The following is a 13,193-nucleotide window of genomic DNA, read 5'->3' on the forward strand; positions in this document are numbered from 1 at the left end:
CCTCTTTGCTATTTTTTGACGTCATTTTTATATGTTGTTTGTGGATAGCACATCAAAATCTTACTAAGATTTGGTTAATAAAATCCGATAATAAACCGACAAGCTTTTAGTGGGAAACAACACCTACAAAACGCTACTTAGCTCAACTTAAACATAAAAAACTCTGCCAATATCAGAAGTCACTTTATCAAACATAGGCAACAGGTATAATATGTGTCAGTTTTTACTTTTTCGGCAGAAGGTATAATCAATGGACATTGAACTTGCGCTAATTTTTGCCACCTCTTTTTGCAGCCTTTTTGTTCTCAGAAAGTTTGCAAAAAGAGTTGACCTCGTAGATATCCCCTCAGCCAGAAAGCAACATCAGGGCGCCATCCCATTAGTCGGTGGAATCGGTATTTTTCTGACGGCTGCGATAGCTCTGATACAATTGCCGACACTAACCACCAAACCGACGCTTTACCTACTCTGTGCCTCGGTTTTGGTTATCATCGGTGCCATTGATGACAAGTATGATATTAGCTTTAAAACAAGGCTGCTTATTCAACTCTTAATGTCAGCTCTTATGATTTCAGTCGGAAACCTCTACCTGAGTAACCTAGGTAACCTACTTGGCTGGGGAACGATAGAGCTTGTGTTTCCCTTAGGCTGTCTTATTACTGTTCTGGCGACAATAGGTGCGATTAATGCGTTCAACATGGTAGACGGTATTGACGGACTGTTAGGCGGACTATCTACAGTAACATTTGCTTCGTTGGGATACCTTTTCTGGCTACATGGCCAAGATAGCCTATTTCAGTTTTGCCTGGTGATTGTCGTTGCCACCCTTCCTTATATTATGCTCAACCTTGGGTTCCCCTTTGGTAGACGCTATAAGATTTTCATGGGCGATGCCGGCAGTGTCTTTATCGGCTTTACTGTGGTCTGGTTGCTGATTGTCGGCTCACAAGGTGAAAATACCGCCTTCCGTCCGGTAACTGCACTCTGGATTATCGCCCTGCCTTTAATGGATATGGCAACAATTATGATCCGCCGGGTAAAGAAAGGTCATTCGCCTTTTAAGCCCGACCGAGAGCACCTGCACCATATCTGCCAACGTATCGGCTTGTCGCCCAAAATGACACTAATGGCCATTTGCACCCTGGCAACCACCTCTGCCTACATTGGCATCTTGGGTGAACAACACCAGGTCAGCGAGTCGATCATGTTCTGCGCCTTCATTACTTTGTTTGTAGCCTACTTCTCCGCCATCAACTACATCTGGCGACTCACCGCCTTCCTACGCAAAGTGAATGTGAAGGTAGTATAAAGGGAAGAGGAATAGGTTAAAGTGGCGAGTGCGAAAATTATAAGCTCAGACTTTCGAAACTCGCCCCTCGTTACTTTGCGCTCTCCTGAAGACTAAAATCCCCCCCAAGACTATCCCTCTCTTTTCAATTCTCGTCCATAAAAGCCTCATTTTTCTGCTCAGGCATTCTCTCCTCTCGGGAATTGTCACATTTTATTAACAAGACCAAATGCCAAACATTATTTTAACGCTACACTGTTTATATGCCCCATTGAGAATATAAATGTATTACTGACGATTTTTTATGAGTAGGGGCTACCGAGCATTGCTCAGCCTGAGCATGGATTGCAAGGAGGGATGTATGCAAAACCAGAAGATGATGGCGTTCAGCAAAAGCTTCACCTTGGAAACAATTATTCACCAAGGGTTTGTAATACTCTGGAAATGTCAGCTGTTTCTCGATGAACTGGAGAAATATGACAAACAGGCAAAAGCAATGCGACGGGATGATAGGTTAGGGAGTTGAGGGGGGAGTAGCGAATGATGAATGATGAAGCAAAGAACAAGAGGGAAACGAGGACCGAAAGTTTAGCCTCTTCACTCGAAACTCAACTCCCGGTTCTCGTAACTCATCCCCTCGACACTAATACGTTAGCGCCTTAATCTTTATCGTTATCTGAAACGACAACAGCTAAAATAACTATTCAGCACTTTGAGATGTTTCTGAAGCCACCGCATCAGGTATAGTCGGCTTATTTACCCCAAACAGACGATGGATAAAAGTCGTAATACGCCAAATGTAACTAATTACGAAGAAATAAACGGCAAACACAGACAAGAAACTAATGAACATCACGCATTCATTAATCTTCGCCATATCAGACCACACTCCAATACCAGCCATAATTGACGCCATCATACAAATCACAAACAATGACATGCGCGATGACAAACCAATTCGCTGGCAAATATGATGCAGGTGCTCACGGTCAGGCTTAAATGGTGACTGCCCTTTGCGAATACGGCGAATCATAATAGTAGCCATATCCATCAAAGGAATTGCAATTACCCACAGCGCGGTTACCGGACGAATATGAGTGGTGTTGGTGCCCTGGGTTGCCTCAATTAACAACCAAATCACAGTGAAGCCAATAAAAATGCTGCCGGCATCGCCCATGAAAACTTTAAAGCGGCGCCCTAGCGGAACTCCTAAGTTAAGCATAATATAAGGCACCATCGCAGTTACAATCACACCACAAACCATCGCAAGCTGCATGTTACCATCAGCAAAGAACATAAAGCCCAACGCGCCGAAAGTAACGGAAGCCAAGCCACCTAACAAGCCATCTATACCATCGACCATGTTAAAAGCATTAATTGCACCGATAACACCTAACACAGTAATCGCATAACTGGCTGCGACAGAAAGCTCAATGGCTTCACTTCCCATTAAATAGCCTAAGTTATGAAGGCTTTTGCCACCAATGATCATCATAGCAAAAGATACCCCGGCCTGAATCAACAAGCGTAACTTAAAACTAATATCAAATCTGTCGTCAACCACACCGGTAAAGACAAGAATCGTTGCACAGACAATGAATAAAAGAGAGTCTGACGTCAGCTCAGAAAATACCAAGTGGGTAATAACAAGCGTAATAAAAATAGATACACCACCAACTAAAGGAATAACACCCTGGTGTAATTTTCGAGCGTTAGGCTTATCCACTAAGCCAATACGTTTTGCTACCTTTCGAAAGATAAAAAGCGAACAAAACGACAAAATGAAGACAAAAAGAAATGCAGAAGACATAGTTATTTTCTTATTAGTGTCGAGTGTCGAAATAGTATTTAGAGATGAAGGCGAAGAAAACAAATGGGCCAGTGATCCTGTAAGAAGGTCTAATTAAGTCATCAGAATAATGCACGTTTTTCTCAAAAATCGAGACTATAGCTACTCGGAACTTTAATTCCAAAGGACCTTAGGAACATAGGAGCCAGTTTTACTAATACTATCCGACCAACTTCAACTCTGCCCCATCAAAAGCCAATGTTTTCAGATAATCAGCGAAATCAGCACCTAACGCATCATGGCGAAGGCCGTATTCAACAAATGCTTTCAGATAACCCAGCTTGTCGCCACAGTCGTGAGATTTACCTGTCATATGAAACGCTTCAACAACTTCTTCAGTCATCAGCATATCAATTGCATCAGTCAACTGGATTTCGTCGCCGGCTCCTGGAGGAGTGATTGCCAGCTTGTCCCAGATTTTTGAAGATAGGACATAACGGCCAACCACCGCCAAATTCGAAGGTGCATCCTCTACCGCAGGCTTTTCAACCATCGCGGTCATAGAAAAAGAATCACCACCTTTCAATTCAACGCCACCACAATCAACCACACCGTATTTTGACACATTTGCCAATGGAACAGGTTCGACCATGATCTGGCTAAAACTAGACTTTTCATAACGTTGAACCATCGCAGCCAAGTTATCAGAAGTTTGGTCAGCGGTATACTCGTCAAGAATGACATCAGGAAGAACAACGGCAAACGGCGCGTCGCCAACTAAAGGTTGGGCACACAATACCGCATGGCCTAAACCTTTAGCATGCCCCTGCCGCACATGCATGATGGTTACATCACTTGGACAAATTGACTGGACTTCATCAAGAAGCTGACGTTTAACACGCTTTTCAAGCGTTGCTTCCAGCTCATAAGAAATATCGAAGTGGTTTTCAATAGCGTTCTTAGACGAGTGAGTAACTAAAACAATTTCCTTTATACCGGCTACAACACACTCATTCACGATATATTGAATAAGCGGCTTATCGACAATAGGCAACATTTCTTTTGGAATTGCCTTAGTTGCCGGCAGCATGCGTGTACCTAGCCCCGCTACTGGAATGACGGCTTTTGTGATTTTTGTCATAAAAGTCCTTAATAAAAACTTTAATCGACCGCCTTAATATTATGACGGCAAAAAAGCGAAATCCAAAGAAATAGAGATAACGCTATAATCGGCTAAGCCTGCACGGCCAACCGGTTAAATAAAAATGTTGTATCTAAATGAGCCCACCAACGTGTCTCTGCTCTGGCTCAGGCAATGGACCTGTGAATGCAATACGGTGTGAAATCAGGCCCTTGCCAAGAAGGCATGGTGTCTGCCAATAGGCTAAACTATTGCCCTTTTTGCTTTAACGTTTCTAAACTTGCTGCTATATCAGCGTGGCTACTAAACACATCAAGCATATCCTTCGCCATTAAATCTCGGCTAAACCTCGGCCCAGCCTCAATACTTGCTTTTCTTATTTCATAATAAAAAGCTTGATCAGAATAAAGCTTCAAAATTGCCTCAGAAATCTGAGCAACATTTTCACTTTCAACCACAATTCCAGAGTTCGTGTCTTTAATAATTGCAGTCGCTTCCCCTTCTGGCACACTCATGATGGTCGGTATCCCCATCCCCATACATTCAAAAATCTTAGAAGGAATTACTGTTCTAAATAACTCACTATTGATAAGTGGTACTAATGACACATCACACAATGACCAAATTCTTGGCATCATTTCTTTTGGTTGCCGATCTATTAACACAACATTTGACAGTCGCTTTTCTTTAACTAAATCAACAACTTTCTGCCTTGCTGCTCCTCCGCCAGCGAACACAAAGCGAATATCATCGTTACCTTTCAGCTTTTCAGCCACAGCAACGATATGCTCCAAACCATGAGCCATACCATGGGTGCCGATATAACCCGCCACAAATTTGCCTTTTAAGCCATATTGTTCCGCTAGTTCTTCATCTTTGCTTTCGGCAGGCTCATATTTGCTTAGGTCAACACCATTTAGGACGACATCGATTTTTGAACCATCAATGCCACGCTCTATCAACTCTTTTTTAAATGCATGAGTCACAGAAATAATTGAATCCGCTCGTCGATAAAGGAACATTTCTATCTTTTCCAAGGTGCGAATTGCAAAGCTCTCTTTCATCGCACCGACGGCTGTAATAGAGGCCGGCCAAATATCCCGTAACTCAAAAACAAATGGCTTCCGGCGAACAGCAGATAATGCCCAACCAGCACAAGCACAGAAAAACTGAGGAGATGTCGCAACTATAACATCGGGCTTTTTCTGAAATAATCCAGCAAGAAAGCCAGATAACATGAACGACATATAATCGAGAATGCGTTTGACAAACCCTTCATTGGCTGTGATAAAGGTTTTTACTCGAACAACCCGAATGCCATCCAGATCAGAAACATCATAGAGCTTGTTTTGATACCCCTTGAAGACTTTCCCTTCAGGAAAATTTGGCGCACAAGTGATCACCGTGACTTCATGCCCTTGCTTTTTCCAGCGAACGGCATGTTCGTAAGTTCGCGTAGCAGGGGCATTACCTTCTGGTGGGAAGTTATCTGTTAAAAATAATATATGCATACTTAATACCTGAGGATAAATTCTAATTGAGGCTCAGTAAATGTGATAACTAATTTCTTATTAGGGATGCTAATGCCAAACTCGGGATGCCACGTAGTACGAGCAATCTCCAACTTACCGTTAGACTCAACAAATAACCTCTCTCCGGTGATTAATGTTAGCTCAACAATGTCACCGACTTGAGTTACTTCAACATCGGGATGAATATGATAATGAGCCACCGCTGAGGTAAAACTGCCATCCACCTTATCTGTAATAACTAATTGTTCATCTGTGAACAACCAATTGCGACTATGTGTCACTTTTCCAGAAAGGCGTTTATAGCCATTGTGAGAGCAAGAGACTTGTAGCTTTCCATTCTGCTCATTTATAACTGGCTGTGCCGGATAAGCTCTTCTTGCTACCCGAAAACCACTCCATACTTCAGATGAATCTTGTCCATCCACCTCTACCGTATTGTGGCTTTCGGTTTTCCTTTGACGTAAACGCTCCTCGCTTAACCCGTATATGCTGGTTCCACCATTCACAAACACACGTTGACCAAATGCGCTTAATTCAAAAGAGAGCGTATCGGCATGGGCGTGCCCGGGGATGTAATCAGGTCCTACCTTTGCAATATCTAAAATAGCCTTTATTTTGTCATTCTGTGCTACAAAATAACCACTATCTTTTAGATAATCACTAATAAGCTCGGGACCTGCAGGTATTCTTTTCTGTCTGACTTCAATACCTAAAGCAACAGCATACTCATGAAGGCAACCTTGTCTCGCCGCAATACCTTTTGCAGAATCATTAAAGAATGAAACATCACCATCAGGGTGACTCATGGCTGTGGCCCAATGCAGCATTTTTTCAATGGTTAACTTCCATTGCCCTTTACGATGATTTAGCGAAACCAAATTATAAGTATTTGCTAAATTATAAAGATCCAACATATCAGCAAGAATAATATTGTGATACATAGGGCTTAGCTCAAAGTTACCACCATCTTGCAAAATCTGCTCAGGGATCTCTTTATCAAGAATTTTTAATCCTGTATCCAACCAGCTCTCAGCGCGGTCACCGTCAAAAAAACATCCAGCAAAGACAAGTGCTTTAGCATTAGCAAATAGGTGATTACCCAGTAGATGATATTCTAAATCTTGCGCTAATACGTTAGCTTGTTGGTATATACTGGTAAGCACCTTAGATGATGGCTCACCAATTGATAAGAAGTACTTTACCCAATTAACGATTCGTAATGATTGTGGATAGGGTTCCCAACCATTTCCTGTTAACGGCGAATTTTCATCAATCCATTTATCAATTAAATTATCTAGTGAAGCTTTTCTGTTTAACGCCTGCTCGGCGTTCAGATCATCAAAGTAATGAAGGTTATAGAGCCAAAGTTTTTCCTGTCGCTCATCGTTCCAGTCGCTTACTTCACCCTCATGATTTAAGAATTTAAACTTTTTTCCACCAATAAAAGGACTTGGTAAAAGTTCATAACGAATCCATTGTTGGCTTTTTGGTCGAGGTTCTCCACCTTCATCACAAAGTTGAATCTTGTTAAATTTACGTTGGAGTCGATTGAGAATTTGGACAGGTTTTAAGTGTTTTACAGTATGAAAGAGTCGATGTACTTTATTCATAAATTGAGAGGGAGTTGAACTCCCTCTTTGACCTCTACTAGTTAACGAAAACTTTCAGCAACCTGGCAAGATACCCTTGCCACCTCAATAATCTCATCAAATGAAATTGGTGAAGGTTTACCTTGCTGAATACTCTCAATAAAGGCTTTCGAACAATTATCCTGTCCCTTATCCTGAGACATTAGCTTTTGTTTCGTAAAGCCTTTCCAGCCAAATCCGATTAACTTTCTAAAGTTATCTAATTGAAGAACTGCGTCATTTGCAAAGACTTCAATACGCTCTTTAGGAAACGCTTTACCGCCATTCGCAAAATAATGAATGGTACCAATAGAGCCATCCTCAAAAGAGAGAGTAATAGAAGCTTTATCTTCTCTAACAGCTACTCCTGGTGCATCACCCATGCACATTGCATTAAAGCCAGTGATCTTGCAACCAGCCAAATGGCGCATCAAATCAATGTAATGACAAGCCTCGCCAATGATACGGCCACCACCGACATTTGGATCTTGCGTCCAATGTTCTGCAGGAATATCACCCGCATTCATTGTCATGATGAACGTTTTTGGCCCCTTAACTGAAGAAAGCAACTCCTTCATCTTTAAAACATTCGGTGCAAAGCGGCGGTTGTAACCAACCATCACTTTTGGCAATGTTTCGCTAGAATTGTATGCAGCCTCGATTTCATCTATTTCAGACTCTTTCAACGCAAGCGGCTTTTCAACGAACACATGCTTTTCTGCCTTCAATGCTGCAATAGTCTGCTCGGCATGAAGGTTATGCTGAGTAGCAATAACAACGGTGTTAACTGCACTATCGGAAATCACCTCGTTGAAGTCAGTAGATGCCTTAGCAAAGCCTTGCTTATCTCCGTGATGAACTGCGCTTACACCTGCACTGGTTACAACGGTATCTAGTTTAGCACCCGCTGATTTGAACGCAGGCATAAGTACTCGTGAAGCATAATTACCAGCACCAACAAAAGCACATACCGCATCGGAAGCAGAATGGGAAACGCCCACATTCAGATTTACCGAACGCTGAGTGAGTGATTCAACGTTGTCGTTAGGATAATCAAGAACAATACCTAATGAAGAGCGATCATCAAGGCACTGATAAGCCTCCAGTGCATCATTGATTGAAAAACGGTGGGTAATAAGAGGCTTAACATCTAAAGCGCCCGTCGACATCATATCCAAAACGGCCTCGAAGTTGCGCTGTTCCGTCCAACGAACAAAACCGACCGGATAATCGTTTCCTTTATCTTCATACTCTGTGTCATAACGACCCGGGCCATAAGAACATGATACTTGGAAAGTCAATTCTTTTTCGAAGAAGTCAGCACGTGAAAGCTCGAGACCTACAACGCCGACCAAAACAATTCGGCCACGCTTACGACACATGGTTGCTGCTTGTGAAACTGGCTCATTACTCTTAGTGGAAGCCGTAATAATTACAGCATCGACACCACGTCCTCGAGAGAAAGCTTCTGCGGCTTTAATTGGGTCTTCGCCTTTAGATAAGTCAACAGTTTCCGCGCCCAGTTGTCTCGCTAAATCACATTTAGATGAGTCAAAATCAATACCGAGCACACGACAACCATTTGCTTTTAACAGCTGAATTGTAACAAGACCAATTAGACCAAGGCCGGTTACTACAACGCATTCACCTAGAGTTGGTTGAACTAAGCGAACACCTTGTAATGCAATCGCACCTAAAACAGTAAATGAAGCAGACTCGTCATCCACATTATCAGGCACTTTTGCACAAAGGTTTTTAGGAACACGAACAACTTCTGCATGATTACCGTTAGAAACTACTCTTGTACCTACTTCAAATTCAGAATTGCCGTTATCTAGCACAGTACCAACATTACAATAACCAAGGGGTAAAGGCTGATCTAATTTAGATCGAACAGCATCAACAGTAGGCATTAAACCATCAGTTTTGACTTTATCCAATACCATTTTTACTTTATCTGGTTGTTGTCGAGCTTTGTCTAACCAATTCGCTTTACCAAAGTCAATTAACATTCGTTCTGTTCCAGCGGAGACCAATGTTTTTGATGTACTGATAAGTAAATTATTGTTTTTCGATTGTGGACAAGGCACATCAACCAAAGAAGTTTCGCCATTAGCGATATTTTGAAGAACTTGTTTCAAAGCATATCCTTTTAAATCTTTATAAATGGATTAATTTTACCTTCACCAACAGAAACAAATCTTCCGTCAGTAACAACATAAAATGCAAAATTGTCTCCTAACCGCTTTTTAAACTCTTCATTAATTGAATTTAAATCACTTTCAGAAGGCTCTATTTTTTTTCTTATAACTAGACAAATATTGTCATTTCGTTGTTGAATTTGCCATTTACCAATAAAATTGTAATGTTCCAATACTGTATAAAAGTTTGTAACGGGTATTTTACAGCCTTTCGAAGACTCTAACACAGAATCTAAACGTCCAATAACATTAGTTAAATAAGGTAATGACATAGAACAAGATTGTTTATCGGTAACTATCGCAACATCACCTGTTGCATAGCGAATTAATGGCATTGCGTAGTTATTTAAGTTGGTCCCAATAATTTGATATTCGTTATCAGTTTCTGTTGGCTCTAACTCTAACAAACCATATTCATCATAATTGTGCATACCTTTACAATTGCAACAACTACCAAACATAACGATTTGTTCAGCCAAACCATAATGGTTAGAAACAACACAACCAAAAACATCACTAATTAACTCTGAATCAGAAGGTGAGAGATATTCGGAAGCAGTTAGTACAGCCTTAAGATTAGGCTTTGGATGCGTTGGATTTCTAATTAAAAAATCAGACAAAATTTTTACCGATGAAGGATACCCTCGAAGAAATTTCACATCATATCTAACCATCTCATTTAAGTAGTATGAAATATCATCATCAGACATATGAAAAGGACTAAAATAGATAAAATTTCTGAGTTTATCGTATTTTATACGACTCTCACCAGGCTTAGGGCAATAACTTCTGACAATGGCCATTTTATCTCTAAACCTATAACCCGCCCAATGCCAATGTCGCCAAATACAAGCTTGCTCAACAATCCAATGTTTATATGAAACCAAAGCAGTAAAAGGATTACCAGTTGAGCCAGATGTTTTAAAAACCAATGAAAAAAAACTACGTTTTTTATTAATCAAGTTTTGTGATTCTTGGCGAGCAAGACTTTTTGACAATATGGGAACCTTTTTTACATCTTCAATAGTAACTAAATCAACATTAGGATCAAAACCACAAGAGTCATAATACCCCTTATAAAAAGGGATCTCTCTATAAGATGTAATAACAAGATTTCTAAATTTTCTGAATTGCTTTTCTTTAAGCTTGCCCTTATCTTGATATGCATTCTTTGCCAGATAAAATCTGAAATACAAAAGCCCAGACAAGACTAATAAAGGATCAATAATTTTATTAAGCAATTTCATCTAAAACATCAACCAGTACATTTAAGAAGATAGTCATTTGGCTAAGCGTACCTACACTTATTCGAGAATAGGTCTCCATATCATCAACATGTGCATATGAACGAATAAAAATCTTATGGTTTTCAAGTTTCTGAATAATTTCTCTATTTTTCTCACCAAAATCGACAAACACGAAATTACCACCTTCATAACCAAGAACATTTAGCCCCATATCCTTTAGCCTATCAACAAGCCATAATTTACTCTCATTAACTTCTTGAACATATTGTCTTGTATATGAGATATCGTGAAGTGCTGCTAATGCTGCCAATTGTGAACAACTAGAAATGTTTTTTGGATTTCTAACTTTGCGCAAACCTTCAATATTATGGCGACTTGATATTGCATAACCTATTCTAAATGAAGCCAAAGCAAAAGCCTTAGAAAAAGTTCGACAGATGACAATATTGTCGAATTTCTCAACTAAATCAGAGGCAGTTATCTCTGTGAATTCGTAATAAGCTTCATCGATAACAAATAGAACATCATTATATTTTCGAAGTAACTGTTCAATCAAATTATAATTATATACATTTCCAGTAGGATTATTTGGATTACAAAGATAAACAATTTTAGGCATTTCTTTATTCATAAAATATGTAAAATTGTCTTTATTGAAAGTAAATTTGGTATCTTTACTTAGTTTAAAATGCACAATATCAGCACCAACACTTTGCGCGGCGGCACGAAAATTATCATATGTCGGGCCGATCATTGCAACCTTATCTCCCGGATAAATAAATGTCCTAATAATATATTCATGCAGCGCATCTGAACTTGCAAAATATTCCACACAGTCAATTGACTGGCCAACATATTCTGCTATCGCTAAACGTAGTTCCGTGTTATCTACATTCGGATACCAATTCAAACGACCTGTAGATAAAAATTCAGAGATATACTTTGATACAAGTGGAGTAGGCTGAATTGTTGCTTCATTCCAATCTAGCTTTAACATATGTGGATCAGACGTATAATCCCATGCTTTGTGTGAACTAACCTTATATGGATTTAGAGAACGAATAAATTTATTAAAGAACATAACATCACCATTTAAACTTATATTTTACCAACAAGCCAGAAAGAAAAAGTACTATTATTGAATACCAAAATGTAAATCCTGAAAAACCATCTCTGACAAAAAAGTAAAACAACAACAATAGAAAAGAGCAGCGAAAAAGACTTGAAATTTCATTTGTTTTAATATTAATCTTAGCCATATAGGAACACATTAACGCCCAAATCAGTGCATATACTACTGGCCCCAGATATCCAAAAAACATATAAGATTCTGATATAAACCCATATGTGGTGGTATGATATTCAACCACACTAGATTCATAACGTGGTTGCCAATATCTTCGATAAAAACCAACTAAAGGTTTATCAGACCAGAGTGAACGCGGAACAATCGCGATCATTGTGTCAGATATACCAACAGCCGTATACTCTAAATTCCAGTTAAAATCATTGATTACTCTAGCACTGAAGTATGGCTCTCTCTGATAATCTGCTAACTTTGACAAGAAACCAACTTTTGATCCCGAATCAGATGTAACGACAAAACTAAAGGAAAACCACAATAACGCAAGAAACAAGCAACCGAAACCAAAAATCTTTTTTATAACATTGAAATTTGACAGCTTAAAACTAAAAAGTTTAAAACTAATTACAGACCAATACACAATTATCCATAAATAGTTCTGCTTACCACCACCAAAAAAGACTAAAATTAGTGGTAATAATATTATACAAAATCTTATGATATAATTTAAATCTTTACGCTTCAAAAAAAAGTAACATGAAACAAACAAAAGAGCATGGAGAAAAACAGAATGAATATAGTTAATAAACCCAGTACCTTTTTTAATATAAGTATAATCTCGTGGAGACATAAATCTATCAAACACTGCTGCTGGGGAAAAGCTAAGACCAGTTGCCAAATAAATATACTTAACAATTAACGCAAGTATAAATAGAATCAGCACGTTTTTATATGTAACAGTACCATTTATAACACTCACACTCCAGTTTCTTGCACCTTTAAAAACAACAGCTGAAATAAGAAAATAAAACAGAAAAAATGAAACAGAAAATGCAAGAATAAAAAACTCAAGTTTCTTTAGCTCAGAAAAATCAAGCCCATTAATTAAAGATGGAACAATAGCGAAGTAATAAGATGAACCTAGTATGGGCAATAAATAGACAAATATTATACATGACGACAAAACAAATACTGGACTAGGAAAATAATAATTCTTTCCTAAAATTTTAGATTCTAGAAGAACAGATAAAACCAGCATTGAAAAAACAATTAAAATCATATTA

10 protein-coding genes are annotated in these 13,193 nt (G+C 39.2%); 2 read left to right on the forward strand and 8 right to left on the reverse strand.

Annotated features, from left to right (window positions below; translation table 11 throughout):
- The first annotated feature begins 250 nt into the window (after positions 1–250).
- Positions 251–1,309 (forward strand): UDP-N-acetylglucosamine--undecaprenyl-phosphate N-acetylglucosaminephosphotransferase, encoded by a 1,059-nt coding sequence (gene wecA, locus C942_RS21245; RefSeq protein WP_007470152.1) that lies wholly within the window; start codon positions 251–253, stop codon positions 1,307–1,309.
- Positions 1,310–1,649: 340 nt separating this feature from the next.
- Positions 1,650–1,814 carry a hypothetical protein gene (locus C942_RS25195; protein ID WP_007470154.1) on the forward strand — a complete coding sequence of 55 codons (165 nt, stop codon included), beginning with the start codon at positions 1,650–1,652 and terminating at the stop codon, positions 1,812–1,814.
- 174 nt (positions 1,815–1,988) lie between these two features.
- On the opposite strand, the gene wecA (C942_RS21250) is transcribed toward C942_RS25195, so the two are convergent.
- The 8 genes from wecA (C942_RS21250) to C942_RS21285 form a co-directional block, all read right to left on the reverse strand.
- Entirely contained in the window at positions 1,989–3,098 is a 1,110-nt protein-coding gene (gene wecA, locus C942_RS21250) for a UDP-N-acetylglucosamine--undecaprenyl-phosphate N-acetylglucosaminephosphotransferase (protein ID WP_007470156.1), read from the reverse strand.
- A gap of 199 nt (positions 3,099–3,297) precedes the next feature.
- Positions 3,298–4,218: a UTP--glucose-1-phosphate uridylyltransferase GalU gene (gene galU, locus C942_RS21255; protein WP_007470158.1), complete on the reverse strand. Its 921-nt coding sequence runs from the start codon at positions 4,216–4,218 to the stop codon at positions 3,298–3,300.
- A gap of 248 nt (positions 4,219–4,466) precedes the next feature.
- Complete coding sequence (locus C942_RS21260; protein WP_007470160.1) at positions 4,467–5,729, reverse strand: glycosyltransferase family 4 protein; 1,263 nt, start codon at positions 5,727–5,729, stop codon at positions 4,467–4,469.
- A 2-nt stretch (positions 5,730–5,731) separates the two neighbouring features.
- Positions 5,732–7,360, reverse strand: coding sequence for a heparinase II/III family protein (locus C942_RS21265; protein ID WP_007470162.1), 1,629 nt, complete (start codon positions 7,358–7,360; stop codon positions 5,732–5,734).
- 41 nt (positions 7,361–7,401) lie between these two features.
- Positions 7,402–9,519 (reverse strand): bi-domain-containing oxidoreductase, encoded by a 2,118-nt coding sequence (locus C942_RS21270; protein ID WP_036801380.1) that lies wholly within the window; start codon positions 9,517–9,519, stop codon positions 7,402–7,404.
- Between the two features lie 11 nt (positions 9,520–9,530).
- On the reverse strand, positions 9,531–10,826 hold the full coding sequence (locus tag C942_RS21275; RefSeq protein ID WP_007470166.1) for a phenylacetate--CoA ligase family protein: 1,296 nt from the start codon (positions 10,824–10,826) through the stop codon (positions 9,531–9,533).
- Entirely contained in the window at positions 10,813–11,907 is a 1,095-nt protein-coding gene (locus C942_RS21280; protein ID WP_007470168.1) for a pyridoxal phosphate-dependent aminotransferase, read from the reverse strand. The genes C942_RS21275 and C942_RS21280 overlap by 14 nt, the downstream gene beginning before the upstream one ends.
- Before the next feature lie 4 nt (positions 11,908–11,911).
- Positions 11,912–13,189 (reverse strand): O-antigen polymerase, encoded by a 1,278-nt coding sequence (locus C942_RS21285; protein WP_007470171.1) that lies wholly within the window; start codon positions 13,187–13,189, stop codon positions 11,912–11,914.
- Positions 13,190–13,193: the final 4 nt, after the last annotated feature.

This window comes from Photobacterium marinum (assembly GCF_000331515.1).
Lineage (GTDB): Bacteria > Pseudomonadota > Gammaproteobacteria > Enterobacterales > Vibrionaceae > Photobacterium > Photobacterium marinum.

Bases quoted from the DNA above. Each gene is read 5' to 3' on its own strand.
- wecA (WP_007470152.1), top strand. From the start codon at position 251: ATGGACATTGAACTTGCGCTAATTTTTGCCACCTCTTTTTGCAGCCTT.
- C942_RS25195 (WP_007470154.1), top strand. From the start codon at position 1,650: ATGCAAAACCAGAAGATGATGGCGTTCAGCAAAAGCTTCACCTTGGAA.
- wecA (WP_007470156.1), bottom strand. From the start codon at position 3,098: ATGTCTTCTGCATTTCTTTTTGTCTTCATTTTGTCGTTTTGTTCGCTT.
- galU (WP_007470158.1), bottom strand. From the start codon at position 4,218: ATGACAAAAATCACAAAAGCCGTCATTCCAGTAGCGGGGCTAGGTACA.
- C942_RS21260 (WP_007470160.1), bottom strand. From the start codon at position 5,729: ATGCATATATTATTTTTAACAGATAACTTCCCACCAGAAGGTAATGCC.
- C942_RS21265 (WP_007470162.1), bottom strand. From the start codon at position 7,360: ATGAATAAAGTACATCGACTCTTTCATACTGTAAAACACTTAAAACCT.
- C942_RS21275 (WP_007470166.1), bottom strand. From the start codon at position 10,826: ATGAAATTGCTTAATAAAATTATTGATCCTTTATTAGTCTTGTCTGGG.
- C942_RS21280 (WP_007470168.1), bottom strand. From the start codon at position 11,907: ATGTTCTTTAATAAATTTATTCGTTCTCTAAATCCATATAAGGTTAGT.
- C942_RS21285 (WP_007470171.1), bottom strand. From the start codon at position 13,189: ATGATTTTAATTGTTTTTTCAATGCTGGTTTTATCTGTTCTTCTAGAA.